The sequence below is a fragment of the Plantibacter sp. 2H11-2 genome (assembly GCF_050031945.1).
GTDB lineage: Bacteria > Actinomycetota > Actinomycetes > Actinomycetales > Microbacteriaceae > Plantibacter > Plantibacter auratus.
The window spans coordinates 102,348-125,804 of the sequence record NZ_JBNBBL010000009.1; the positions used below are offsets into that span (position 1 = coordinate 102,348).

General features: G+C 70.6%; 25 protein-coding genes. 13 read left to right on the plus strand and 12 right to left on the minus strand.

Annotated elements, in window-relative coordinates; all coding sequences use genetic code 11:
- Positions 1-41: 41 nt before the first annotated feature.
- Genes ACQG07_RS16480 through hemQ form a run of 4 tightly spaced genes read right to left on the minus strand, consistent with a single transcriptional unit; the run spans position 42 to position 3,779 of the window.
- Positions 42-866 carry a uroporphyrinogen-III synthase gene (locus ACQG07_RS16480; protein ID WP_426738850.1) on the minus strand — a complete coding sequence of 275 codons (825 nt, stop codon included), beginning with the start codon at positions 864-866 and terminating at the stop codon, positions 42-44.
- Positions 863-1,810 carry a hydroxymethylbilane synthase gene (gene hemC / locus ACQG07_RS16485; protein ID WP_426738851.1) on the minus strand — a complete coding sequence of 316 codons (948 nt, stop codon included), beginning with the start codon at positions 1,808-1,810 and terminating at the stop codon, positions 863-865. The genes ACQG07_RS16480 and hemC overlap by 4 nt, the downstream gene beginning before the upstream one ends.
- The gene (locus ACQG07_RS16490) at positions 1,807-3,057 is read right to left on the minus strand and encodes a ferrochelatase (protein ID WP_124767651.1); all 1,251 of its coding nucleotides are present in this window, start codon (positions 3,055-3,057) and stop codon (positions 1,807-1,809) included. The genes hemC and ACQG07_RS16490 overlap by 4 nt, the downstream gene beginning before the upstream one ends.
- Positions 3,057-3,779 (minus strand): hydrogen peroxide-dependent heme synthase, encoded by a 723-nt coding sequence (gene hemQ, locus ACQG07_RS16495; RefSeq protein ID WP_064294913.1) that lies wholly within the window; start codon positions 3,777-3,779, stop codon positions 3,057-3,059. Before hemQ ends, ACQG07_RS16490 begins: the two co-directional genes overlap by 1 nt.
- A 91-nt stretch (positions 3,780-3,870) precedes the next feature.
- On the opposite strand from hemQ, the gene ACQG07_RS16500 reads away from it, so the two are divergent.
- Positions 3,871-4,332 (plus strand): GNAT family N-acetyltransferase, encoded by a 462-nt coding sequence (locus ACQG07_RS16500; RefSeq protein ID WP_426738852.1) that lies wholly within the window; start codon positions 3,871-3,873, stop codon positions 4,330-4,332.
- Positions 4,333-4,348: 16 nt separating this feature from the next.
- On the opposite strand, the gene ACQG07_RS16505 is transcribed toward ACQG07_RS16500, so the two are convergent.
- The 5 genes from ACQG07_RS16505 to hemE form a co-directional block, all read right to left on the minus strand.
- Positions 4,349-4,600 carry a DUF3618 domain-containing protein gene (locus tag ACQG07_RS16505; RefSeq protein ID WP_079003603.1) on the minus strand — a complete coding sequence of 84 codons (252 nt, stop codon included), beginning with the start codon at positions 4,598-4,600 and terminating at the stop codon, positions 4,349-4,351.
- Positions 4,590-5,012, minus strand: coding sequence for a phage holin family protein (locus ACQG07_RS16510; protein ID WP_064294953.1), 423 nt, complete (start codon positions 5,010-5,012; stop codon positions 4,590-4,592). Before ACQG07_RS16510 ends, ACQG07_RS16505 begins: the two co-directional genes overlap by 11 nt.
- A 17-nt stretch (positions 5,013-5,029) precedes the next feature.
- Positions 5,030-5,476 (minus strand): hypothetical protein, encoded by a 447-nt coding sequence (locus ACQG07_RS16515; protein ID WP_079706357.1) that lies wholly within the window; start codon positions 5,474-5,476, stop codon positions 5,030-5,032.
- Positions 5,477-5,608: 132 nt separating this feature from the next.
- Positions 5,609-7,153 carry a protoporphyrinogen/coproporphyrinogen oxidase gene (locus tag ACQG07_RS16520; RefSeq protein WP_426738853.1) on the minus strand — a complete coding sequence of 515 codons (1,545 nt, stop codon included), beginning with the start codon at positions 7,151-7,153 and terminating at the stop codon, positions 5,609-5,611.
- On the minus strand, positions 7,150-8,241 hold the full coding sequence (gene hemE / locus ACQG07_RS16525) for a uroporphyrinogen decarboxylase (RefSeq protein WP_426738854.1): 1,092 nt from the start codon (positions 8,239-8,241) through the stop codon (positions 7,150-7,152). Before hemE ends, ACQG07_RS16520 begins: the two co-directional genes overlap by 4 nt.
- Positions 8,242-8,355: 114 nt before the next feature.
- Between hemE and ACQG07_RS16530 the strand changes: the two genes are divergently transcribed.
- Positions 8,356-9,816 carry a glutamyl-tRNA reductase gene (locus ACQG07_RS16530; protein WP_426738855.1) on the plus strand — a complete coding sequence of 487 codons (1,461 nt, stop codon included), beginning with the start codon at positions 8,356-8,358 and terminating at the stop codon, positions 9,814-9,816.
- 274 nt (positions 9,817-10,090) lie between these two features.
- On the opposite strand, the gene ACQG07_RS16535 is transcribed toward ACQG07_RS16530, so the two are convergent.
- On the minus strand, positions 10,091-10,690 hold the full coding sequence (locus ACQG07_RS16535) for a DUF4190 domain-containing protein (protein WP_159876233.1): 600 nt from the start codon (positions 10,688-10,690) through the stop codon (positions 10,091-10,093).
- Positions 10,691-10,844: 154 nt separating this feature from the next.
- On the opposite strand from ACQG07_RS16535, the gene ACQG07_RS16540 reads away from it, so the two are divergent.
- Positions 10,845-11,645 carry an esterase/lipase family protein gene (locus tag ACQG07_RS16540; protein ID WP_426738856.1) on the plus strand — a complete coding sequence of 267 codons (801 nt, stop codon included), beginning with the start codon at positions 10,845-10,847 and terminating at the stop codon, positions 11,643-11,645.
- Entirely contained in the window at positions 11,642-12,073 is a 432-nt protein-coding gene (locus ACQG07_RS16545; protein WP_342365758.1) for an NUDIX domain-containing protein, read from the plus strand. The genes ACQG07_RS16540 and ACQG07_RS16545 overlap by 4 nt, the downstream gene beginning before the upstream one ends.
- A gap of 141 nt (positions 12,074-12,214) precedes the next feature.
- On the opposite strand, the gene ACQG07_RS16550 is transcribed toward ACQG07_RS16545, so the two are convergent.
- Both ACQG07_RS16550 and ACQG07_RS16555 read right to left on the minus strand, forming a co-directional pair.
- A complete protein-coding gene (locus ACQG07_RS16550) occupies positions 12,215-13,120 on the minus strand; it encodes a serine hydrolase (RefSeq protein ID WP_064294922.1) in 906 nt (301 codons plus the stop codon).
- A gap of 269 nt (positions 13,121-13,389) precedes the next feature.
- Positions 13,390-14,160, minus strand: coding sequence for an SDR family NAD(P)-dependent oxidoreductase (locus ACQG07_RS16555; protein WP_426738857.1), 771 nt, complete (start codon positions 14,158-14,160; stop codon positions 13,390-13,392).
- 116 nt (positions 14,161-14,276) lie between these two features.
- Here ACQG07_RS16555 and ACQG07_RS16560 point away from each other — a divergent pair, with 116 nt between their 5' ends.
- The 9 genes from ACQG07_RS16560 to ACQG07_RS16600 all read left to right on the plus strand — a co-directional run bounded on the left by ACQG07_RS16560 (position 14,277) and on the right by ACQG07_RS16600 (position 23,457).
- Complete coding sequence (locus tag ACQG07_RS16560; protein WP_426738858.1) at positions 14,277-15,005, plus strand: SDR family oxidoreductase; 729 nt, start codon at positions 14,277-14,279, stop codon at positions 15,003-15,005.
- A complete protein-coding gene (locus tag ACQG07_RS16565) occupies positions 15,002-15,679 on the plus strand; it encodes a FadR/GntR family transcriptional regulator (RefSeq protein WP_159876241.1) in 678 nt (225 codons plus the stop codon). Before ACQG07_RS16560 ends, ACQG07_RS16565 begins: the two co-directional genes overlap by 4 nt.
- A 240-nt stretch (positions 15,680-15,919) precedes the next feature.
- Positions 15,920-17,206 (plus strand): sugar ABC transporter substrate-binding protein, encoded by a 1,287-nt coding sequence (locus ACQG07_RS16570; protein ID WP_064294926.1) that lies wholly within the window; start codon positions 15,920-15,922, stop codon positions 17,204-17,206.
- Between the two features lie 6 nt (positions 17,207-17,212).
- Entirely contained in the window at positions 17,213-18,184 is a 972-nt protein-coding gene (locus ACQG07_RS16575; RefSeq protein ID WP_370282131.1) for a carbohydrate ABC transporter permease, read from the plus strand.
- An 83-nt stretch (positions 18,185-18,267) separates the two neighbouring features.
- Positions 18,268-19,110 carry a carbohydrate ABC transporter permease gene (locus ACQG07_RS16580; protein ID WP_079706980.1) on the plus strand — a complete coding sequence of 281 codons (843 nt, stop codon included), beginning with the start codon at positions 18,268-18,270 and terminating at the stop codon, positions 19,108-19,110.
- Positions 19,107-20,678, plus strand: a complete 1,572-nt coding sequence (locus ACQG07_RS16585) for a glycoside hydrolase family 3 protein (protein WP_426738859.1) — start codon at positions 19,107-19,109, stop codon at positions 20,676-20,678. Before ACQG07_RS16580 ends, ACQG07_RS16585 begins: the two co-directional genes overlap by 4 nt.
- The gene (locus ACQG07_RS16590; RefSeq protein WP_426738861.1) at positions 20,675-21,616 is read left to right on the plus strand and encodes an N-acetylglucosamine kinase; all 942 of its coding nucleotides are present in this window, start codon (positions 20,675-20,677) and stop codon (positions 21,614-21,616) included. Before ACQG07_RS16585 ends, ACQG07_RS16590 begins: the two co-directional genes overlap by 4 nt.
- On the plus strand, positions 21,600-22,598 hold the full coding sequence (gene murQ / locus ACQG07_RS16595) for an N-acetylmuramic acid 6-phosphate etherase (RefSeq protein WP_426738862.1): 999 nt from the start codon (positions 21,600-21,602) through the stop codon (positions 22,596-22,598). The genes ACQG07_RS16590 and murQ overlap by 17 nt, the downstream gene beginning before the upstream one ends.
- Positions 22,588-23,457 (plus strand): MurR/RpiR family transcriptional regulator, encoded by an 870-nt coding sequence (locus ACQG07_RS16600; protein WP_137244254.1) that lies wholly within the window; start codon positions 22,588-22,590, stop codon positions 23,455-23,457. The genes murQ and ACQG07_RS16600 overlap by 11 nt, the downstream gene beginning before the upstream one ends.

Below are 23,457 nucleotides of genomic sequence, written 5' to 3' on the forward strand. Positions count from 1 at the left end.
TGCCGACGCGCCCTCCCGGTTCGCGCAGGGCGTGAAGCCGGTCAGCGGATCCCGTCGCCGGCGTCCTCGTCGCGGTTCCGGCTGAGCGCCACGGACACGATCGCCTCGATCAGCGAGTCGACCGTCTGCTGCTCCGCCACGACGTCGACCCGGAGCCCGTAGCCTCGGGCGTCACGAGCCGTGCGGGGTCCGATCGCCGCGATGACGGTGCTCTCGGGGATCTCGGGGAACTGCGAACGGACCTGCTCCGCCACGCTGCCCGAGGTGACGAGGATGGCACGCACCCGGCCGCTGGCGACGTCGGCGACGATCTTCTCTGCCACCGGGACACCGACCGTGCGGTAGGCCACGACGGACTGGACGTCGTGTCCGGCGGCGATCAGGCCCTCCGTGAGGAGCGGCTTGGCGATGGCCGAGCGGAGCGTGAGGATGCGCTTCGGGTGCGGTTCGAGCGCCGTGAGCTCCTGCACCATGCCCTTGGCGGAGTTGTCCTTCGCCGGCACGAGGTCGACGCTGTAGCCGACGGCCGTGAGCGCGGCAGCGGTCGTCTCGCCGACGGCAGCGACCCTCGTCGTCTCGGGGATCCGGATCCGCTGCGAGGACAGCACGTCGACCGTGGTCGCGCTCGTCACGGTCAGCCAGTCGAACTCACCCGCCTCGAGCGCCGTGAGCGCGGCCCCGAGGGTCTCCGGGTCGTCGGTGCTGGCGAAGTTGATCATCGGGGCGACGACGGGCGACCCGCCTTTGCCACGGACCGTCCCGGCGACCGAGTCGCCCCACGGACCGCCGCGCGGCACGAGGACGCGCCACCCGCCGAGCGGCTTGGTGGCGGTGGGAACGGTGTTCGACTTCGTCCAGTCCTTCACGCAGCGCCTCCCAGCGGGGCGAGGTCGGCTGCGCCGGCCTCGATGAGCTCGTCTGCGAGCGAGACACCGAGTGCGTCGGCCGCCTGGAGCAGCTCGCGTCCGTGTCCGTCGCCGGAGAAGCCCTCCGCGCGGCTCTCCAGATGGATCATCTCGGTGCCGTCGAGCGAGTAGACGGCGGCCTGCAGGACGAGGTCTTCGTCGTCGAGCCAGGCTGCCGCGCCGACGGGGGCAGAACAACCGGCCTCGAGCCGACGGAGCACTGCCCGTTCCGCCGTGGCCTGCCAGCGGCTCGGCGCGTGGTCGAGCAACGCGATGGAACCGGCGATGGACGATTCGTCGTCGTCGAGGCACTCGATCGCGAGCGCCCCCTGCCCCGGCGCGGTCGGCCAGGTGTCGAGGTCGAAGAGCCCGGTCACGGCGTCGAGGCGTCCGAGGCGGGTGAGACCGGCGGCCGCGAGGACGACGGCGTCGAGGTCGTCGTCGATGCGGCGCAGGCGGGTGTCGATGTTGCCGCGGATGTCGACGACCTCGAGGTCGGGCCGGATGCGCTTCAGCTGCGCGATCCGACGCGGTGAGCCGGTGCCGATCCTGGCACCCTGCGGCAGGTCGTCGAGCGAGCGGTCGTCGGAGGCGCACAGGGCGTCGCGCGGATCCTCACGCATGGGCATGGCGGCGATCGTGAAGCCCTCGGCCGGAGCCGTCGGCAGGTCTTTCAAGGAGTGCACGACGAGATCGCACGCGCCGTCGAGCAGGGCGTCGCGGAGCGCGTTGACGAACACACCCGTCCCGCCGATGGTGGCGAGCGACTCGCGACTCGTGTCGCCCTGCGTCGTGACGGTGACGATCTCGACGTCCTCACCGGTGGCCGCCGTGAGGGCGTCGGCCACATGACCGGTCTGCGCCAGCGCCAGGGCGCTGCCGCGGGTTCCGATGCGAAGGGTCATGGGGCGATCCCCGAGAACGCCGGTTTGAAGCCCAGCCGGGCGTTCTCGCAGCACCCGGGGCGGCAGACGTCGTACCAGGGGCCGAGGTCGGTCATGTGCGGTCGTTCCTCGACGGGCGTGCCGTCGCGGCGCTCGAGGACGAGGTCGACGAGTCCCTTGACGTAGGCGGCGGCGGTGCCAGGCGTCGGGACGCGGACGGCGGCCAGGCCGTGCTCGCCGGCCGTCTCGATGGCCTCGTTGTCGAGGTCCCACATGACCTCCATGTGGTCGCTCACGAAGCCGAGCGGCACGATGACGATCGCCTTGCGGCCGGCGGCGGGCAGCTCGGCGATCGCGTCGTTGATGTCGGGCTCGAGCCACGGCATGCTCGGCGGGCCGGAGCGCGACTGGTAGACGAGCTGCCACGGCACCGAGACGCCGCTGCCGACCGCGCCACCGAGGACACCGGCCTCACGGAGCTGGTCGATGGCGTTCGCCATGACGACCTCGGCCACCGCGAGGTGCTGGGCTTCGTACGCGCCGTGGTCGCCGAAGCCGCGGAAGTCGGGGCCGGAGCGCGCGGCGTCACCGGTGGGGATCGAGTGCGTCGCGAAGAGCACCTCGATCTCCGTCTCGGCGGAGAGCTCGGGCTGTTCGCGCAGGTACTCGGCGATCGCGTCACGGACACCGTCGATGAACGGGGTCACGAAGCCGGGGTGGTCGAAGAACTGACGCACCTTGTCGATCTGGATCTCGCCCTGGAGGTTCGTCTCGTCGACGGCGATCGCGAAGTCCTCGCGGTACTGCCGACAGCTCGAGTACGAGGAGTAGGCGCTCGTGGCGATCGCGATGAGCTTCGTGAAGCCGCGCTCGTGTGCCTCGGTCAGCGCGTCGCGCAGGTACGGGTCCCAGTTGCGGTTGCCCCAGAGGACCGGGAGGTCGATGCCACGTGAGGCGAGTTCGAGCTCCAGGGCCGCCTTGAGCGCACGGTTCTGGTCGTTGATCGGGCTGACGCCGCCGAAGTGGCGGTAGTGGTGCGCGACCTCTTCGAGACGCTCCTCGGGGATCCCACGCCCGCGCGTGACGTTGCGGAGGAACGGGATGACGTCGTCCTGGCCCTCAGGCCCGCCGAAACCGGCGAGGAGGATGGCGTCGTAGTCCGTCGGCTCGGAGACGTGCTCAGGACCGGCCGCTGCAGCGTCGGTCGCGCCGCGGACGATGCGCTCGGGGGCCTCGGCTCCGGTGCTCCCCAGGTTCATGGCGGCCATCAGCGCACCACCTCCAATGCCTCGGCGGGCGTGATACGGCGGCCCGTGAAGAACGGCACCTCTTCGCGCACGTGGCGGCGCGCTTCGGTGTTGCGCAGGTCGCGCATGAGGTCGACGAGTTCGACGACGTCGTCGGCCTCGAGCGGCAGGAGCCACTCGTAGTCGCCGAGGGCGAAGGAGGCGACGGTGTTGGCGAGCACACCCGTGAACGCCGCGCCCTGACGGCCGTGCTCGGCGAGCATCTTGCGACGCTCCTCCTCCGGCAGGAGGTACCACTCGTAGCTGCGCACGAAGGGGTACAGGCAGAGCCAACCCTTCGGCTCGATGCCGCGGAGGAACCCGGGGACGTGCTGCCGGTTGAACTCGGCGTCGCGGTGGACGCCCATGGCGTTCCAGGTGGGCGCCAGCGAACCGAGGATGGCGGTGCGCCGCAGCTCCCGGAGGCCGGCCTGCAGGCCCTCGGCGGTGTCGCCGTGGAGCCACAGCATGAGGTCGGCGTCGGCGCGGAGGCCGGAGACGTCGTAGATGCCGCGCAGGGTCACGCCCTGGGCTTCGACGAGCGCGATGGATGCTTCGAGTTCGGAGACATGCTCTTCGCCGAGCGGCAGCGCACTCGCCGGCTCGCGGCGCAGGACAGCCCAGAGGGTGAATCCTGAGGGGCCAGTCGGGGTGGCTGAGTCGGTCGGGTGGTGCGATGCCTCGGCAGAGGCCGGGTGAGTCATAGTCCTATCCTCACCCAGTTCGGTCGATTGGGCAAAAGGGGCAGGTCACGATTGACACCGAGCCCAGCCTCACCGCCGATACAGTCGGGTGATGATCAGCGAGCAGCCTCCCGTCGAGTACCACGTCGCCAGAGCGGCCGAGATGGATCCGGTGACGCTCTACCGCGTGCTGAAGATCCGCGTCGACGTCTTCGTCGTCGAGCAGACGGCGCTCTTCGCCGATCTCGACGGACGCGACATCGAGGACGGCACCCTCATCGCCTGGGCGCAGGAGGGCGACGAGGTACTCGCGACGATCCGGATCCTGACCGAGGCCGAGCACACGGAGATCGGACGCGTGGCCACCGCGTTCACCGCCCGCGGGCGGGGTCTCGCCGCGGAACTGATCCGTCGCGCCGTGGCCGACCACGGGCATCGGGAACTCCGCATGGGCGCCCAGAAACGCCTCGCCGACTGGTACGGCCGGTTCGGATTCGAGATCAGCGGCCCCGACTACGTCGAGGACGACATCGTGCACGTTCCGATGACGCGCGTGGCCACCCCGAGGGACTGACCGGCGGCGGGACGCGTCAGCGCGCGATGGCGCGGACGATGCCCCACACGGCCAGCCCGGCCGCACCGGCGAGGCCCGCGACACCGGCGTAGAAGACCGCCGGGCGTTCGACCTTGACGGTCGCGATCTGCACGATGGCACGACGCTTGGCGCGGTGCACCTGCTTCGGGACGTTGAGCTTGTCCTCGATCGCGTTCAGCGTGGCGACGAGCTCGGCGCGAGCCTGCTCGGGCGAGGGCGTCGCCCCCGGGAACTGGTCAACGGTCATACTCGCCGAGTCCCTTCACTGCCTTGATGTCTTCCTTCACGTTGTCCATCGGGCTCGGGTCCTCGTTGATCTTCTTGAAGTACCGCAGCGCGATGAGCACGAGGACCGCCGCGACGAGGACGAAGAGCACGAAGACGCAGAGCGCCGCCAGCCACGAGGGCATGACGAGCGCGAGCGCGAGGATCAGCACGGCGACGAGCACGCCGACCGCGAAGAACAGGAACACCGCGGCACCGGCGACGAACGCCGCTCCGATGCCCGCGTACTTGCCCTTGTGGGCCAGCTGCGTCTTGAGGTTGGCGATCTCGGCCTTGACCAGGTTCGAGACGACCCCGGGCAGCTGGCCGACGAGGGTCAGGAGGGATTCGTCGCGCTTGTCGTAGCGCGGCTCCGAACGGTTGCGGTCACTCATGAACGGCATCGTCGGTGCTACTCGCCGCTCTTGGGCTTCGGTGCCGTCGTCTTGGGCGCGGCAGGCTTGCGCACTGCGGGCTTCGAGGCCGACGACGTCGAGGTGCCGGAGGCCGTGCGTGCGTCCTTGACCGTCTCGGACACGTCCTGGACGGTGTCCTCGGTCTTCGACTCAGCCTTGCGGTGCACTGAGCCTGTCGAAGTGTCGAGCTTCTGGCCAGGCGTCGAGCCCTGCTGGCTGACGACCTTCGCGACGGCGCTGACGCCGCTCCACAGAGCCGCGGGGACCTCGCTGATGCGTGCCTTGGCGAAGTCCTCGACCTTGCCGCGCTGCGCGCGCACCGGCTTCGCGTTCCACAGCTTGACCCACTGCGTCTTGATCTGCTCGTAGCGTTCGCGTCCGGCGCGGGTACCGAGCACGTAGCCCGTGAGCCCACCGACGACGAACATGACCTTGCCCTTCATGGCGCCTCCGTCTGTTCGAGTGGTGCTGTGATGCTGCATCCAACGGGACCAGCGTAGTCGGGTGTCACTCCGACGCCACCATCCGGTCGGGGGTTGACAGGAAAAGATGCCGGGTCGGGCATATGGGCGTGTCTACCGCTGCAGCGCCTGATGGCGGAGTCGTGCCGCCGCCTCGTGGGCGTCGGGCACCACCGAGGCGAGCCCCGTGCCCGACAACCAGGCACCCGTGACCGCGAGGTCGGGCACCTCGGCCACTGCTTCCCGGATGGCCGTCGAGCGTTCGCGCTGGCCGCGGGCGGCGGGCGGCTGCGTCCCCGTCCAGGAGATGCGGTGGAAGCCGCGGACGCTGCCCGGGTCGAGCTGGACGCCGAGCATCGCGGACGCGTCGTGCAACGCCGTCGAGAGCAGCTCCTCGTTGGTCAACGCGCTCGTCGCGTCGGCTTCGCCCTGACGACCGAAGGACAGGCGGACGACGTGGCGGTGCTCGCCCTGCGCCTTCGCGCGGTCGGCGAGCCAGGCCCACTTCGCCGTCGCATGGGTGAGCGCCTTGGCGTGGAGCGTCGAGCCGGGTGCGACGAGCAGCCCGGAGCCACGCGGTGCGGCGTCGAGTGCCGGTTCGTCGAGCACGATCGTCACGAGCTCGATCGGCGCCGGCAGGACCGGGTCGCCCGCGTCGTCGCCGGCGGCGGGGAGGTCGCGAAGCGCCGGCCCGACGTCGGCCAGCAGGTTGCGGGCCGGCTGCTCGGGCGTCGCGATGAGGACCAGATCGGCCTCGAGCACCCGGCCGTCGGTCAGGGCGACGTACCAGGGGGCCTTCGACGCGCCGGCGGCCGCGGGACGCTCGCTCATCCTTGGGAGGCCTGCGTCGCCGAGGCCGACACCCGGTCCGTCCACGTCGATGTCGAACGGGTTCCGGGAGATCGCCGTGACGGCGACGCCGGTGATGAGCGTCGACCCCCACCGCTCGAGTTCCGCGGTCAAGCCGTCGACGAGGACGGTCATGCCGCCGTCGAGGCCACCGACCGCGGCACCGGCGGGCGCGTTCTCCCGGAGAGCCGCGACGGCGAGGGACAGCGCCCCGGTGCGCGTCAGCGCGGCGTTCAGCCCGGGAGCCGCGCGATCGACGTCGAGGTCGTCTGGAGCGGCCGAGTAGACGCCCGAGGTGACCGGAGCGACGAGGAGATCGTGGACGGCCGCGCCCATGCGCTTCCGGACGAGCGCACCGAGGTTGTGCTCGGTGCCGATCGTGAGCGGCGGGCGGATGCGGTCGAGGTAGGCGCGCAGGGCACCCTTCCAGCCGATGACCCGACGGACGTCGTCGGCGAGGGGGTTCGTCGGGATGCCCAGCAGTCCCGCCTTGGGGAGCGGGACACTCCGCTGCGGCTGTCCGGGCTTGGCGACGTGCAACCAGGCCCCGGCCCGGTTGGGACGCACGACGCGGTCGGTCAGGCCCAGTTGCTCGATGAGCTCGGCGACCGAGCCACCGCGCGTCGCGAAGCTCTCGGCACCGACGTCGATGCGGAGACCCGCGACCTCGGCGGCCGCGAGCGCGCCACCGAACGACTCCTGCGCGTCGACGACCGTCACCGAGATGCCGACCTTGGCGCAGTCGACCGCGCCGACGAGTCCGGCCACACCACCGCCGATGACGACGAGACGCTTCGGCTCGAGACTCATGCGGGCTGCCAATCGTGGGCGAGGGCGACGATGCGGGTCAGGACGTCCGGGTCGGTCTCGGGCGGGACCCCGTGGCCGAGGTTGAGGACGTGCGACGGCGCCGCCGTCCCGCGCTGGAGGATGTCGAGGACGTGCGCCTCGAGGACCGGCCATGGGGCGGCGAGCAGTGCCGGGTCGATGTTGCCCTGCACGGGGACGGCGCCACCGAGACGTCGGATGCCCTCGTCGAGCGCCAGCCGGTAGTCGATCCCGACGACGTCGGCGCCGACCCGGTGCATCGCACCGAGCAGCTCGCCCGTCCCGACGCCGAAGTGCACCTTTGGGACGGGGAGGTCGGCGACGTGCGCGAGCGCGGCCCGGGAGGCCGGGGCGACATGACGCTCGTAGTCCTCGAGGGAGAGCGCCCCCGCCCACGAGTCGAAGAGCTGCGCGGCCGATGCACCGGCGAGGACCTGGGCGCGGAGGAAGCGACCGGTGACGTCCGCGCACCAGGCCATGAGCTTCGCCCACGACTCCGGGTCGGCGTGCATGAGGGTGCGGGCGGCGAGGTGGTCCTTCGACGGTCCGCCCTCGACGAGATAGGCGGCGAGCGTGAACGGTGCACCCGCGAAGCCGATGAGCGGCGTGCGGCCGTCGCCGATCCCCGCGAGCCCGGCGACGGTGAGCGCGACGCCCTCGCGGATCGGTGCAAGCGTGTCGTCGAGGACGGCCGGGTCGAGCGCGACGAGCGCGTCGACCTCGGCGGCCGTCCGAACCGCCGACCCCATGACAGGACCACGGCCCGGCACGATCTCGACCGCGACCCCGGCCTGCTTCAGCGGCACCACGATGTCGCTGAAGAAGATGGCCGCGTCCGTCCGGTGCCGTCGGATGGGCTGGAGGGTGATCTCGCTCGCCATCGCCGGGTCGAGGCAGGCGTCGAGCATGGCCGTCCCGATCCGCAACTCGCGGTACTCGGGCAACGACCGGCCGGCCTGACGCATGAACCAGACGGGCGTCCGCTCGGGACGGGTGCCGCGGTACGCGGTGATGAGCGGCGACGACTGGGTCACGCCGGTGACGAGCGGGTGTTCGGGTGGGAGACTCACCCCTCCATCCTCCCATCTCCGCCCTGAGAGGGAGGGGCGCGCGCGCGACCGGGTGAGGGTCACCTGGGTGGCTTCCCGGAGAGGCCGACGTGCCCGCTCGGGTAGACTCATCGGGTGCTCATGTGTGTGACGGCGAGCCATAAGAACGCCACCTTCGACCTCCTCGAACGACTCTCAGTCGGTGCCGAGGGCGTTGCCGCGCGCCTGGTCGAGCACCACGAGTGCGTCTCGGGTGCCGTCGTCGTGGCCACCTGCAACCGGTTCGAGGCGTACATCGACCTCGACGAGCCCGTCACCGCCGCTGCATCCGTCGCCTTCGAGGCCGCTGCGGAGGCCGTCAGCGAGACCACCGGCATCCCCGCCGAGCAGCTGCGGGAGGTGTTCGACCTCAGCGTCGGCACCGCGGCAGCCGAGCACCTCTTCGCCGTGTCGGCCGGACTCGAGTCCGTCGTCGTCGGTGAGGGTGAGATCGCCGGCCAGGTGCGGCGCTCCCTCGAGGCCGCTCGCGCCGGTGGCACCACCAGTTCCGAACTGGAGCGCCTGTTCCAGCGCGCGTCCCAGACCTCCCGTGGCATCAAGAACCGCACGCCGCTCGGGCGCGCCGGTCGCTCAATCGTGCGCCTCGCCCTCGACCTCGCGGAGAGCCGCATCGACGACTGGGCCACGCAGCGCGTGTTGCTCGTCGGCACCGGTGCGTACGCCGGCGCGAGCCTCGCCGCCCTCCGCGACCGCGGCGTCACCGACGTCCTCGTCTATTCGCCGTCCGGCCGCGCCGAGAAGTTCGCGCGCTCGCACGAGATCGGCTGGATCGGACACGACGACCTCGCCCGCACCACCGGCGAGGTCGACATCATCGTCACCTGCACCACCGCCGAGGGCCACGTGGTCGACGCCGAACTGCTCCGCGCGGGTCGCACGGCCGTCGCCACCGACCACCGTGCGCGAGCCGCGGCTGCCACGGACGCACCGACGCTCTCGCTGGTCACCGCGTCCGACGCACCGGCCGCACCCGAGCCCACCGGAGTCTCCGCGCTCGTCCACGACGTCATCACCGAGGCTGCCGCCGAGTGCCCGGTGCCGCGCGCGTCGGCACAGCTCGTCATCGACCTCGGCCTGCCGCGCAACGTCGACCCCGACGTTTCCACCGTCTCCGGTGCCGTCCTGCTCGACCTCGAGACCATCCGCATCCACGCGCCGCTCGAGGAGCTGCAGGCCACCGAGGTCGCGCGCTCCATCGTCAGCCGCGCCGCACAGAAGTTCGCCGCGGTCGGCGAGGAGCGCAGCCTCGAGCCCGCCGTCGTCGCACTCCGCAGCCACGTGCACGCACTCGTCGAGGCCGAGGTCGCCCGTGCGACCGCTCGCGGCGACGACGACGGTTCGACCGCCCGCGCACTGCGTCACCTCGCCGGAGTGCTGCTGCACGAACCGACGGTGCGCGCACGGAACCTCGCGCGCAACGGCGAGCAGGCCGCGTACACGACGGCGCTGCAGACGCTCTTCGGCATCGACGTCCCGCAGACACCGGCGGTCGTCGCGCCGGTCGCCGACACCGACTCGGCCGCCTCCGCCTCCTAGGCTTCCGACGGCACCGGGCTTCTCGCGTCGGGTGGCTCCGGTCACCGAGCCGAACCCCGGTCACCGAGCCTGTCGAGGTGCGCGAACACGCGACCCGACCATGGACGTTCCTCGTGTGCCCTTCGACAAGCTCAGGGACCGGAGAGGGGTGCTACTCAGGTACGGGAGGAGGGTTGCCGCCCAGGGACCGGTGCGGGAAGGGCGCTGGAACGACGAACGGGCACCGGCGCGATGCCGATGCCCGTCGTGATCCGCCTGCGGAGCAGGCCGTGGATCAGTAGTCGTAGTTGTAGTCGTACGAGCTCGCGGCGCCCATGACGCCGGCGAAGATGAGGATGTAGAAGATGATGACGACGATGCCGGCGAGGACCGAGACGCCGCTCACGATGGTGCCGGCGAGGGCCAGGCCGCGGCCCTGCTCACCGGTGCGCTTGATCTGACCGAGCGCGATGATGCCGAGCACGAGGCCGACGACGCCGAACCCGACGAACGGGGCGATGAGCGAGATGATCGCCATGACGTTCGTCTTCGGGCCGGTCGGCTGCGCGTAGCCGTACGGCGCCTGGGGCTGTCCGTACGGAGCGGCGGGCTGGCCGTAGGGGTTCTGCTGCTGCCCGTAGGGTGCCTGCGGCTGGCCGTAGGGGTTCTGCTGCTCGCCGTAGGGCGCCTGCGGCTGACCGTACTTCGGCTGCTCGCCGTACTGCGGAGCCTGCTGGCCCGACTGCTCACCGTAGGGCGAGGGCTGGCCGTACTGCGGAGCCTGTTCGCCGTACTGCGGAGCCGGCGGAACCTGAGATTCGCCGTAGGCCGGCTGCTGGGGGTTCTGGCTCTGACCGTATGGGTCGTTCGGCTGGCCGGAGTTCGGATCAGTCATGAAGGTGCACCTCGCGCATAGGGGTTCGACGAACGGACTCATGCTTGCAGCGCGCCGTCGCCTTGTCAACACAGGGTAACCCGCGATCCCTGATGTTCACTGGGCTCGCGCGGCGGGCACCGGAGGCGGTGGCAAGATGGACGAGGGGGTGCGAATGGACGAGGAGTCGGTGGCGGAAGCCGAGGACGTCACGCTCGCCGATGCCCCGCCGGTCGCCGAGCGGCCTGGCGCGCTGACCATCGCCGGGATCGTCGCCGTCGACTGGGTCCACTCCGTCGTCTGGCACACGCGGGCCTTCTTCAGCGGCCGAATCCCGAGGGAGTACGCCCGAGGCGACGCGAGTCGCCCCGTCGTCGTCCTCATCCCCGGCGTGTACGAGACCTGGGCGTTCCTGAAGCCGGTCGCCGACCGCCTGAACGCCGACGGCTACCGGATCCGCATCGCCCGCGGCCTCGGATACAACCGCAAACCCATCCGCGACACGGCGGCCCGCTTCGCCCGCGCGCTCGGGCGGTTGCCGAAGCCCGCCGCCGGGTGCGTCATCGTCGCGCACAGCAAGGGAGGCCTCGTCGGAAAGGAGCTGCTCCTCACCGAACGCGAGCGGCTGGGCCTGCTCGGGGTCGTCGCGATCTGCTCGCCGTTCTCCGGGTCGGTGCTCGCGAAGTACGTCGTCGACCCGAGCCTCCGCGCCTTCCTCCCGACAGACGAGACCATCGTCGCGCTCGGCGCCCCGCACGACGTCAACGCCGACATCGTCTCCATCTACAGCACCTTCGACCCGCACGTGCCGTCCAGCAGCGTGCTGCCCGGAGCGACGAACGTGCTCCTCCCGGTGCCGGGTCACTTCGTGATCCTCAGCACGGACGAGCTCAAGGACGCCGTGGAACTCGCCGTCGACGGGTTCGCCGATCGGGTGCGGCCCGCACTCGACACCGAGAACCCGGCCGACCGGTGAGCCGCGCACCCGAGAGCTCGGGCAGCGCGCTCCCCGACATCCTCGTGTCCGCGGTCGCGATCGTCCGCGGACGGCGGGTGCTCATGGTGACGGCTCGCGGCCGCGACGTCCTCTACATGCCGGGCGGGAAGATCGACGCGGGCGAGACGCCCGCCGAGGCCGCCGTCCGGGAGGCACGCGAGGAGGTCGCGGTCGAGATCGATCCGGCGCGGGTGTCGCCGTTGTTCACGGTGGTCACGCAGGCGCACGGCGAACCCGACGGCCGGCTCGTGCGGATGCACGTCTTCGCGGCCGAGACGCACGAGACACCGACGCCCTCCGCCGAGGTGAGCGCGGTCCACTGGGTGGGCACGGAGTCACTCGACCGCTGCCCACCTGCGGGACGCGACGTGCTCGAGCGCCTGGCGGCGGCGGGGCTCATCGACTGAGGAGCCCTCCGACAAGCTCAGGGACCGGCGGAGGTGAACCCTTCGACAAGCTCGGGGACCGACACGCTCAGGGACCGGCGGGGTGAGCCCTTCGACACGCTCAGGGACCGGCCGACCAGGGCCCGGATGAGTGAGACCGGCTCAGTGCACGTACTCGAGGAGGTCCTGGCCGAGGATCCGAACGGCGTCGACCACCCCGAGGCGCGTGCCGAGCTCCGTGTCGTCGTAGCTCGTGCACACGGCGTAGCTCACGGCGCCGTTCGGACCGCGGAGGATGCCCGCTTCGGCTCGCACACCGACCCCGGAACCGGTCTTGTTGAAGAGCTGGATGCCGTGGTCGGGCTCACGGTGGGCCAATGGGTCGAGCCCGAAGCCCGAGGCGACGAGCGAGAGGTCGGTGTTGAGCGACAACCAGGCCAGGACCCGGCGGCTGGTGGTCGCGTCGACGATCTCGCCCGTCGCGAGTGCCTGGAACAGCCAGGCGAGTTCGCGGGCGGAACCGACGGAGAGCTGCGGTGCGTTGTCGGGGCCGCGGTGGTCGCGGACGATGTCGAGGAGGGCCGTGCGCTTCAGCCCGATCTCCTCGGCACGGTGGCGGACGGCGTCGAGACCGATGTGGCGGAGCAGGACGTTCGTGGCGAGGTTGTCGCTCGTCGCGCCGACGAGGGCCGCGAGGTCGGCGACCGGGAGGGACGGCGCTTGCAGGTGCTGCCAGATCCCGGAGTCGGCGACGGCGTCGAGTGGCTCGCGGTCGAGGATGGTGAGCCCGCTGAAGTCGGCGTCGCCCAGACGGGCCGCGACCTCGATGAGGAGAAGGACCTTGCCGATCGAGGCAGTGGGCACGACGACGTGGTCGTCGGCCGACATGAGCATCTCGCCGGTGGTGATGTCGTTGATCCGGAGGCTGACCTGCGCACCCGACGCGGCCAGCTCACCGAGGGCGCTGAACCCGCGGGTGAAGGGTTCGATCTGGGCGGAGGCACGGTGGCGCCCTCGACGCGCATCGCGCGAACGGCGACGTTCCGACTCGTGCACTCGTGAAGCCACGGCTGACCGAACTCCTCTGCTCCAGATGGTGATCCCGACGATCCTGCGGGTGTGGACCTGCCCCGGTCAGCCCACTCGACGGCCGTCCGACGACCCGCGCAGCGGGCCTCCGGATGTGCCGTCCACGGTATCGTAAGCGCCCTTCGCGCTGGCTGCGAATCTGGGCCTGGGAACGTCGTTCCCGGGCGCGTCGGTCCGACATCCGTCGCTTCCATCGCCCGCGAATCCGGTCGGTCCACCGCCCGGATCCCGTCGGGCCCAGAGCCTGATCAGGGGCGAGCGCGGGCTGGGAACTGGGTCGCGAACTTGCCGCCACTGACGTCGATCAGCGCACCGGTGACGTAGCCAGCCTGGTCGCTCGCGAGGAACCGCACGATGTTCGCGACGTCCTCCGGTTCCTCCCATCGGCGCACCGAGAGCGTGTCGAGGAGTTCGTCCTGCTGCGCCGTCGGGAGATCGGCGAAGCCGTTCATCGCCGTCGGCACCATGCCGGGGGCGTAGGCGTTCACCGTGATGCCCCACGGCCCCAGCTCGCTCGCGAGGACCCTGGTCAACTGGACCACCGCGGACTTGGACGCCGCGTAGGCCGCGCTGCCGACGCTCGGGATGACCGCAGCGAAGCTCGCGGCGTTGATGATGCGCCCGGAGCGCTGTTCCTTCAGATACGGGATGACCGCCTTCGACACCCGGAAGACGCCGCCGACATTGACGTCGAAGCACCTCGTCCACGCGGCGTCGCTCGTCTCCTCGAGCAGCGACTGCACGTTGACCCCGGCGTTGTTCACGAGGACGTCGATCCCTCCGAGCCCGGCGGCAGCCGCCGCGACCGCGCTCGACACCGATTCCTCGGAACGCACGTCGCATGCGATGGCGACGAGGTCGCCGTGGTGGGACGCCACGAGCGCGTCCAGGGAGGAGACGTCGAGGTCGAGCACCGCGACGCGGGACCCCTCGGCGAGGAAGGACTCCACGAGGGCGAGCCCGATTCCGCGAGCACCTCCGGTCACGATCACCCGTCGATCCGTCAGGTCCAGCTGCATCGGTGTCTCCCGTCGTTTGAGCGCGTCCGTCGACGCGTCGACCCGATGTCGACGGCAGCGTGCGCACCAGGCGAGTAAAACATACTTATGATCGATCAGCTCGATACACTGGCGTCATGACGGATCGAGTGCTCTGGGTGACGGGTGGCGGCAGCGGCATGGGGCAGGCCGTGGCGATGTCTGCTGCTGAGGCGGGCTGGCGCGTCGCCGTGACGGGGCGACGCCGCGAGGCGCTCCTCGAGACCGTCGAGGCCGTCACCTCCGCCGGCGGTGTGGCCGTCGCCGCGGAGGCCGACGCGACGGACCCCACTTCGCTCACCCGAGCCCACGAACGCATCGTCGCCGAGCTCGGCCCGGTCGACGACCTCGTCACCGCGGCGGGCCTGAACGCACCACGGCGTCGATGGGACGACCAGTCGATGACGGAGTTCGCCGCGATCGTCGACACCAACCTCACCTCGGTCGCCCGGACGATCGATCTCGCACTGCCCACCATCCGTGACGCACAGGGACGGATCATCGTCATCTCCTCCTTCGCCGGTTGGCGCTTCTCGACGAAAGGTGGCGTCGCCTACAGCGCGAGCAAGACCGCGCTCGCCTCGCTCTGCGCGACCCTCAACGAGGAGGAGGGACTCCGCGGCGTCGGCGCCACCCACCTCTGCCCGGGCGACGTCGACACCCCGTTCCTCTCCATGCGGCCGCAGGTGCCGGACGCGTCGGCGCGCGAGACGATGCTGACACCCGAGGACATCGGCCGCGCCGTGCGGTTCATCCTCGACGGCCCGCCACACGTGCGGATCGATGAGCTCGTGATCTCCCCCACCCGTCCGTCAGCACGGGCGTGAGCCGCGCACCGGGGACGTCGGCCTTCGAACGGACGCTCGACCGGATCGGTACCGACATCGTCGACGGTGGACTACCCGCCGGCACGGTGTGCACGGTGGACGAGCTGGTCGACCGCTCTGGGCACTCGCGGTCCGTGGTCCGGGAGGCGACCCGCGTGCTCTCCGGCATGGGACTCCTCGCCAGCAAGGCGCACGTCGGCCACACGGTGCAGCCGTCGTCGAGCTGGGACTGGTTGCAGCCTCGGGTGCTCCGCTGGGCGTTGGCGAGCGGACGACGGGAGTCCACCCTCCTCGCGATCCGCGAACTCCGCACCGCGACCGAGCCGGAGTCGGCACGGCTCGCGGCCGAGCGACGCAGCGACGACGACGCCCGCGAGCTCCGCGTGACGAGTGAGGCGCTCCGCGCGGCCGCGGTTCGCCAGGATCCGATCGCGTTCCTCGAGGCCGACCTCCTGCTGCATCGCCTCATCCGGCGCGCGGCGGCGAACCCGATCCTCGACCGGGTCGGCGACGCCGTCGACGAGGCCCTCCGGGATCGTGTGGACCAGCTGCCCGGCGACGGCATCGACCACCACGACGCGGCGTTGCACACGGACCTCGCGTCGGCGATCGAGGCGCAGGACGGCGAGCGGGCCGCCGCGACGATGCGCGTGATCATCCTCCGCACGGCCTGACGGCGGCGATGCCCGACCGCCCCTCGCACTCACGGTTCTCGCAGCTTCGTGAAACACGTCCGTCACGCAGGTAACGACCGTGTTGCAGTGCTGGAAAATATTTGCAAGCTTCCTGTACTTATTGAATACTGTTTCCACACCCACTGAAAACAGCAGGGATCGACCGCGGTTTCCCGGTCACTCCGGATCCCGGGCCAACGACGGCTCGGACTCCCGATCCCAGAATCGAGGAGCAGCACCATGCGCAAGCGCACCCTTCCGCTGGCCGTCCTCGCCACCGCGGCACTCGGCCTCACCGCCTGTGCCGGTGGCGGTTCCGGCTCAGGCGACGTCTCGGCAGACGGCCAGACGCTCACCGTCTGGATCATGCAGGGCACCAACCCCGACTCCGAGGCCTTCTTCAAGGAGGTCGGCTCGGCCTTCAAGAAGGAGACCGGCGCCACCCTCAAGGTCGAGTACGTGCAGTGGGCCGACGCCCACGACCGCTTCGTGACGTCGATCGCCGGGAACACCACCCCCGACGTCGCCGAGACGGGCACCACCTGGACGGCCGAGTTCGCCGATGCCGGCGCCCTCGCCCCCATCGGCGACTACGTCGACAAGGCCGGCCTGAAGGACGACCTCGTCAAGGGCCTCGCCGACTCCGGTACGTACGACGGCGAGCTCTACGGCATGCCGTGGTACGCCGGCGTCCGCTCGATCGTCTACCGCACCGACGTCTTCGAGGAGCTCGGCCTCAAGGCGCCGACCACCTGGCAGGAGATCATCGACGCCGGCACCGCGATCAAGGCCGCCAAGCCCGACATGATCCCGTTCCCCGTCCCCGGTGACGCCGAGTTCACGGCGTACCCCTGGGTCTGGGGCGCCGGCGGCGAGGTCTCCGAGCTCGACGGCGACACCTGGAAGTCGGGGCTCGCGAGCGACGACTCACGCAAGGGCATCCAGTTCTGGACCGACCTGGCCACCAAGTACGACCTCTCCTCCTCAGGTGCCACCACCTGGAAGGAGACGGACGTCCTCGACAACTTCGTGCAGGACAAGGTCGCCATGGCGATCATGGGCTCCTGGACCCCGGCGACGATCGTCCAGAAGAACCCGGAGCTCGAGGGCAAGTTCGCCGCCATCCCGATCCCGGGTGAAGACGGCGGCATGTCGCCCTCCGTGCTCGGCGGTTCGCACCTCAGCATGTTCAACACCTCGAAGAACAAGGACCTCGCGTTCCAGTTCATCGAGATGATGACCACAGGCAAGTTCGCCTCCGAGTGGGCCGAGCAGACCGGCTACTTCCCCGGCCAGACCTCGCTCCTCAGTGACTCGACCGAGAGCGACGACCCGCTGGTGAAGCCCTTCGCCGAGCAGTTCGTCGACGGCGGCGCTTCCCTCCCCGTGACCCCGAAGTTCGGTGCGGTGCAGGCGAAGAAGACCACCAACGCGATGATCCAGGCCATCCTCTCCGGAAGCAAGTCGGTCGACCAGGCGACGACCGATGCCGCCAAGGAGATGGACGACATCATGAACGGCAAGTAGCCGATCGTGTCGACCCTCACCCCGCCCACGGTCACCCGCGAAGCCCCCGCTTCGCGGGTGGCCGGGGGCCCCTCCCCCAAGCGGCTGCGCCTCCTGATGCGCACCCGCCCCTGGCTGCTGCTCGCGCCGGCGCTCCTCATCCTCGCCGTGCTCCTCCTCTGGCCGCTCATCCGCGTCGTCCTGTTCTCCCTGCAGGACTACGGCCTGCGCGAGATCGTCAGCGGCGACACCAACTTCAACGGCGGCGCCAACTACGCCGAGGTCTTCGCCGACCCGACCCTCTGGACCGTCGTCCTCCCGAACACCGTCTTCTTCGCCGCGGCCGCCGTCATCGGTACGGTCGTCCTCGGCACCCTCGTCGCCCTGCTCATGGCGAACCTCGGCTCCTTCTGGCGCACCATCGTCGGCAGCGCCATCATGGTCGCCTGGGCGATGCCCGCCGTCACCGGCACCTACGTCTGGGTCTGGATCTTCGACGCCGACCGCGGCATCGTCAACCAAACGCTCATGGGGCTCGGGCTCATGGACGAGCCCTTCAACTGGTTCACGAACCAGTTCACGTTCTACGGCATCGCGCTGCTGAACGTGATCCACCACGGCTTCCCGTTCGTGGCCATCACCGTCCTCGCCGGCCTGCTCGGCGTGTCCAAGGAGATGCTGGAAGCCGCCGAGATGGACGGGGCGGGCGCGTTCCGTCGCTTCTTCCAGATCACCTTCCCGTCGCTGCGCCAGGTGTTCTCGGTCGTGATCATCCTGTCGACCATCTGGGACTTCAAGGTGTTCGCGCAGATCTACCTCATGCCGGGTGGTTCCGGCTCGAACCGCGAGGTGTTGAACCTCGGCGTGTGGTCGTACGTGGAGTCCTTCGGGCAGAACCGCTACGGCTTCGGCTCCGCGATCGCGGTGCTGTTGACGCTCGTCCTGCTCGGCATCACGATCGTCTACATCCGCGCCCTCATGAAGGAGGACGAACTGTGACCACCCACGCTCCCGCGCCCACCGCCGCCCGTCGACAGGCTCAAGGGCCGGGCACCGACCGGTCCACCACGCCGCAGGTCCCGATGCACCGGAAGGCGAGCGGTCGGAAGATCCGCTCGAACACCGTCAAGGCGATCCTCGTCACCCTCCTGCTCGTGTTCACGCTGTTCCCGGCGTACTGGATGCTGTCGAGCGCGTTCGACGCGCAGGCGTCGAGCGGCGGCCAGTCCTTCTTCCCGAAGGAGTTGTCGTTCACGAACTTCGAGTCGGTGCTGACCGACGGCGGGTTCGCGGTCTTCCTCCGCAACTCCGCGATCGTCGCCGGTGCGACGGTGCTCATCTCCGCCGCCGTCGCGCTCCTGGCGTCGGTCGCGGTCGCCCGTTTCCGGTTCAAGTTCCGCACCGCGGTGCTGCTCATGATCCTCGTCGTGCAGATGGTGCCGCTCGAGGCGCTCGTGATCCCGCTGTTCGTGCAGATCCGCGACCTGCAGCTGCTCAACACGCTGCTCGGGCTCATCATCGTGTACGTCGCGCTCGCACTGCCGTTCGGCATCTGGATGCTGCGCGGCTTCGTCGCGGCGGTGCCCGTGGAGCTCGAAGAGGCGGCGTTCCTCGACGGCGCCAGCTGGTGGCGCATGTTCCGCTCGATCATGCTCCCGCTCGTGGCCCCCGGCCTCGTCGCGACGAGCGTGTTCAGCTTCATCACGGCCTGGAACGAGTTCATCTTCGCGATGACCCTGCTCGGCGGCTCGACGGAGAACTACACGGTGGCCATCGGCCTCAAGCAGTTCTTCGGCCTGAACTCCAACGACTGGGGTTCGGTCATGGCGGCGTCGACCATCATCACGATCCCGGTCATGATCTTCTTCATCCTCGTGCAGCGCCGCCTCTCCGGCGGACTGGTGTCCGGAGCGGTGAAGGGATGATCGACCCCGACGTCGCGCGGCTCGTCCGGGGCGTCCTCTGGCCGGGCTTCCTCGGCCGGACCGCCCCGGACTGGCTGTTGCGCGAGCTGGACGGCGGCCTCGCGGGCGTCGTGTACTTCGGGCAGAACCTCTCCTCGGACCCCGCGGAGGTCGCGGCGCTGTCGGCCGAACTCCGCGACCACAGGCCCGAGATCCTCATCGGCGTCGACGAGGAGGGCGGCAACGTCTCCCGCCTCGAGGCGCAGACGGGCTCCACCCTGCCCGGGCATGCGCAGCTCGGTGCACTCGACGACGTCGAGACGACGCGCGCGGTGGGTGCGGCACTCGCCGAGCGGCTCCACGCCGCCGGGGCGAACGTCGCCCTCGCGCCCGTCGCCGATGTGAACACCAACCCAGCGAACCCGGTGATCGGGGTGCGCTCGTTCGGCCCCACCGCCGAGCTCGTCTCCCGCCACGTCGCCGCAATGGTCGACGGATTGCAGGCCGGCGGGGTCGCGGCGTGTGTCAAGCACTACCCCGGCCACGGCGACACGGCGAGCGACTCGCACCTGGATCTGCCCCGCATCGACCTGGACCTGGCGGAGCTCGAAGCCGAGCACCTGCCACCGTTCGACGCGGCGATCGCCGCCGGCGTCGCGAGTGTCATGACCGCCCACATCGTCGTCCCGGCGTTCGGTGACGCACCGGCGACGCTCAACCCGATCCCCCTCCGTCGGCTGCGCGAAAGCGGCTTCGACGGCGTGATCATCTCCGATGCGCTCGACATGGCCGCCATCCGGTCCACCACCGGCTCTGGACGCGGGGCGGTCCTCGCCCTCGGGGCCGGGGTCGACCTGCTCTGCATCGGCAACCCGTCCAACCTCGGGCCGAAGCAGGGCGCGACGACCGACGAGGACGACTACCTCGAGGTGTTCGAGGCGGTCTGCGCCGCCGTCGCCGACGGCGAGCTCGATCGAGCGATCGTCGAGCGCGCGGCCGCCCGTGTGGCGTGGCTCGCGCGGTCCGTCAGCCCTTCCCCGGTCCCTGAGCTTGTCGAAGGGCGCTTCTCCGACGCCATCCGGCGGGTCGTGCGCGTCCGGGGCGACGTCGCCATCACGGCCTCGCCGATCACCCTCGTCGACCTCCGCGACCGACCGACGTTCGCCGTCGCCTCGGCCCACGATCCGTTCGCCGAGTCACTCGCCGAACGGTTCGACGTCACCCGGCTCGCTGCCGGCCAGAGCCTCCGGACACCGGATCCAGACGCCGAGGCACCCGCCTCCGACGAGCTGGCCCTGCTGCTCGAGACGATCCCCGCCGACGACGGGATCGTCCTCCTCGCGGACCGCCTCGGCGACGACACCCCGCAGCGTCTCGCCGTGGACCGCGTCGCGCTGGTCCGCCCGGACGCCGTCGTCGTGAGCGTCGGGCTGCCAATCTCCGAGGACGCCGTCCTGCCCCTGCCGGTGATCGACACGCTCGCGGCCTCCCGGGCGTCCGCCGACCGGGTCACCGAACTCCTCACCGCGGCCTCCACCGCGGCGCCGATGCGCCATCAGTACGACCAGCACCACCGGAACGGATCATGAACCACCTCGCAGCACCCGTCCTCGCCATCGATCTCGGGAAGACCTCCTGCCGCGCCCGTATCACGAGCGGATCCGGCGACGACCTGACCGTCCTCGCGGAGGCCCGCGGCCACGGTGCACCGGGCCTCGCCGACCACGAGGGTGCGGAGCTGTCCGCCCGCGCAGTCCTCGAGACGGTCGCGCACCTTCCGGCGGACCTCCTCGCCGAGGTGCAGCACGTCGGGATCGGCGCCGCCGGGGTGGAGGCGGCACCGCACGAGGTCGCCGCGTTCACCGCCGAGCTTCGCCTGGCGCTCGGAGCGACGATCGCCGTCGTGAACGACGCCCTGGCAGCCCACGCCGGCGCCTTCGCCGGTGGTCCCGGCACGGTACTCATCGCCGGCACCGGATCCGTCGTGTTCGACGTCGACGCCGACGGCTCCGTGAAGCAGATCGACGGGTGGGGTCCCTGGCTCGGAGACGAGGGCAGCGGTCGATGGATCGGGCAGCAGGGCCTCGAGGCGTGCATGCGTGCCTTCGACGGGCGCGGCCCCGCGACCACGTTGCTCGCCGACGCCGAGGCGCTCATCGGGTCGATCCCCGCGCTCCCCCGCTGGGTCTCGAGCACCGGAGCACCGGCCCGCCAGCTCGGCACCTTCGCGCCCACGGTCATCACCCGAGCCGAGGAGGGCGACACCGTCGCCGCGGACATCGTCGACGCCGCCTGCGCCCACCTCGCCGTGAGCGCCGCCGCCGCCGGCACGGGCGCCGTGTGCGTCGTCGGCGGGATCGCCTCCCACCCCTACGTCGCCGCACATCTCGCGACGGCCATGCACGAGGTCGGCGTCGACCTCGTCGCACCCCGCGGTGACGCGCTCGACGGAGCCAGACTCGTCGCTCTCGACACCGCGATCTCCTACGACGGAAGGGTCGTGCGCGACGATGTCCACGCAGTCTGAGAGCGCCTCGACCGGGGCCGCTGAACCCGAGCGGGACCGCATCCGCGCGGAGCTCGCCACCCTCTCGACGGAGCAGGTGAACGAGCGACACCCCGACCTCGACGCCCTCTCCACGCGGGAACTCGTCGCCGCGATGAACGAGGACAACCGTTCCGTCCCCGACGCCATCGCGGCCGTGGAACCCGAGATCGCCGAGGCCGTCGAAGCGATCGTCGAGCGCCTCCGCCGGGGCGGACGACTCGTCTACCTGGGCGCCGGGACCGCCGGACGGATGGGCATCCTCGACGCGAGTGAGGCGCCACCCACGTTCGGGACCGACCCCGGCCTCATCGTCGGGCTCATCGCGGGTGGTCCGGGCGCCATCCAGCAGGCGGTGGAGAACGCCGAGGACCGCGACGACCTCGGTCGGGCGGATCTGGAATCGCTGTCGATCACCGCGGACGACGCCGTCGTGGGTGTCTCCGCATCCGGTCGCACGCCCTACGTCCTGGGCGCCCTCGAATACGCGCGCTCGATCGGTGCGATCACCATCGGCCTGTCGTGCAACGCCGGCTCCCCACTCGCCCGGGACGCGGACATCGGCATCGAGGCGGTCGTCGGTCCGGAGCTCCTCACGGGATCGACCCGGCTGAAGGCGGGGACGGCGCAGAAGCTCGTGCTCAACATGCTGTCGACGATCACGATGGTGCGGCTCGGGAAGACGTACCGGAACCTCATGGTCGACCTCCTCACCACGAATGAGAAGCTGCGGGCGCGGGCGGAACGCACGGTCATGCTGGCGACCGACGTCGACGCCGCCACGGCCGCGAAGACGCTCGCATCCGTGGACGGCTGGGTGAAGGCCGCTATCCTCGTCCTCGTGACCGGCATCGCCGCAGATGAAGCAGTCGCCCGCCTCCGTGGTGGCGACGGCTCCCTCAGTGCGGCCATCGCAGCGCACGCCGCCGAAGACCCGACGGGGGCCGCACCGGATGTCCACTGACGCGCTGCTCGTGCTCCGCCAGGCGATCCCTCGTCTGAGCGCCGCCGAGACGCGCGTCGCCGAGACCATCATCGGCACCCCCTCGCTCGTCGTCGAGTTGACCATCACCGAACTCGCGAAGGCCTGCGGCACCTCGCAGGCGACCGTCGCGCGGTTCTGCCAGACCATCGGGTACACCGGCTACCGGGAGTTCCGGGTGGCCGTCGCGACCTCCACGAGTCGCGAGCAGGCGGAGCGTGACCGGTTCGAGGTCGACGACGCCGACATCGACCCGGACGACTCGGTCGAGACGGTCGTCGCGAAGGTCGCGTACCAGGAGGTGCAGGCGATCGAGCTCACCGCCCGCTCGCTCGACCGCGACGCTCTGGACGCGGTCGTCGACGCACTGCTCACCGCCCCACGGATCGACATCATCGGCTTCGGGTCCTCGAACCTCACGGCGCAGGACCTCCACCAGAAGCTCTACCGGATCGGCATGCCGGCCAACACCTTCGTCGACGCCCACCTCGCACTGCCCTCGGCCGCCCTCCTCGGGCCGGGTGGCGTCGCCATCGGCATCTCGCACTCCGGGCTCACGGTCGAGACCGAGCAGGCGATGCAGCTCGCGCGGGCCGCCGGCGCGACGACCGTGTGCATCACCAACTTCCCCGACTCCCCGATCGCCGGCCGCTGCGACCTCGTCCTCGCGACGCAGGCGAGGGAGAGCCGATACCGCTCGGGTGCGATGTCCTCGCGCATCGCCCAGCTCGCGCTCGTCGACCTGCTCTTCATCCGCGTCGCCCAGCGTCGCTACGACGCCGCGGCGGAGTCGCTCCGCGTCACCTACGAGTCGATCCAGGACCACCGCATCGACACCTGA

What these genes read in the sequence shown, in the direction of transcription:
- hemC (WP_426738851.1), bottom strand. Translation starts at nt 1,810, where the DNA reads ATGACCCTTCGCATCGGAACCCGCGGCAGCGCCCTGGCGCTGGCGCAG.
- ACQG07_RS16490 (WP_124767651.1), bottom strand. Translation starts at nt 3,057, where the DNA reads ATGGCCGCCATGAACCTGGGGAGCACCGGAGCCGAGGCCCCCGAGCGC.
- hemQ (WP_064294913.1), bottom strand. Translation starts at nt 3,779, where the DNA reads ATGACTCACCCGGCCTCTGCCGAGGCATCGCACCACCCGACCGACTCA.
- ACQG07_RS16500 (WP_426738852.1), top strand. Translation starts at nt 3,871, where the DNA reads ATGATCAGCGAGCAGCCTCCCGTCGAGTACCACGTCGCCAGAGCGGCC.
- ACQG07_RS16505 (WP_079003603.1), bottom strand. Translation starts at nt 4,600, where the DNA reads ATGACCGTTGACCAGTTCCCGGGGGCGACGCCCTCGCCCGAGCAGGCT.
- ACQG07_RS16510 (WP_064294953.1), bottom strand. Translation starts at nt 5,012, where the DNA reads ATGAGTGACCGCAACCGTTCGGAGCCGCGCTACGACAAGCGCGACGAA.
- ACQG07_RS16515 (WP_079706357.1), bottom strand. Translation starts at nt 5,476, where the DNA reads ATGAAGGGCAAGGTCATGTTCGTCGTCGGTGGGCTCACGGGCTACGTG.
- ACQG07_RS16520 (WP_426738853.1), bottom strand. Translation starts at nt 7,153, where the DNA reads ATGAGTCTCGAGCCGAAGCGTCTCGTCGTCATCGGCGGTGGTGTGGCC.
- ACQG07_RS16535 (WP_159876233.1), bottom strand. Translation starts at nt 10,690, where the DNA reads ATGACTGATCCGAACTCCGGCCAGCCGAACGACCCATACGGTCAGAGC.
- ACQG07_RS16540 (WP_426738856.1), top strand. Translation starts at nt 10,845, where the DNA reads ATGGACGAGGAGTCGGTGGCGGAAGCCGAGGACGTCACGCTCGCCGAT.
- ACQG07_RS16555 (WP_426738857.1), bottom strand. Translation starts at nt 14,160, where the DNA reads ATGCAGCTGGACCTGACGGATCGACGGGTGATCGTGACCGGAGGTGCT.
- ACQG07_RS16560 (WP_426738858.1), top strand. Translation starts at nt 14,277, where the DNA reads ATGACGGATCGAGTGCTCTGGGTGACGGGTGGCGGCAGCGGCATGGGG.
- ACQG07_RS16570 (WP_064294926.1), top strand. Translation starts at nt 15,920, where the DNA reads ATGCGCAAGCGCACCCTTCCGCTGGCCGTCCTCGCCACCGCGGCACTC.
- ACQG07_RS16580 (WP_079706980.1), top strand. Translation starts at nt 18,268, where the DNA reads ATGCACCGGAAGGCGAGCGGTCGGAAGATCCGCTCGAACACCGTCAAG.
- ACQG07_RS16585 (WP_426738859.1), top strand. Translation starts at nt 19,107, where the DNA reads ATGATCGACCCCGACGTCGCGCGGCTCGTCCGGGGCGTCCTCTGGCCG.
- ACQG07_RS16590 (WP_426738861.1), top strand. Translation starts at nt 20,675, where the DNA reads ATGAACCACCTCGCAGCACCCGTCCTCGCCATCGATCTCGGGAAGACC.
- murQ (WP_426738862.1), top strand. Translation starts at nt 21,600, where the DNA reads ATGTCCACGCAGTCTGAGAGCGCCTCGACCGGGGCCGCTGAACCCGAG.
- ACQG07_RS16600 (WP_137244254.1), top strand. Translation starts at nt 22,588, where the DNA reads ATGTCCACTGACGCGCTGCTCGTGCTCCGCCAGGCGATCCCTCGTCTG.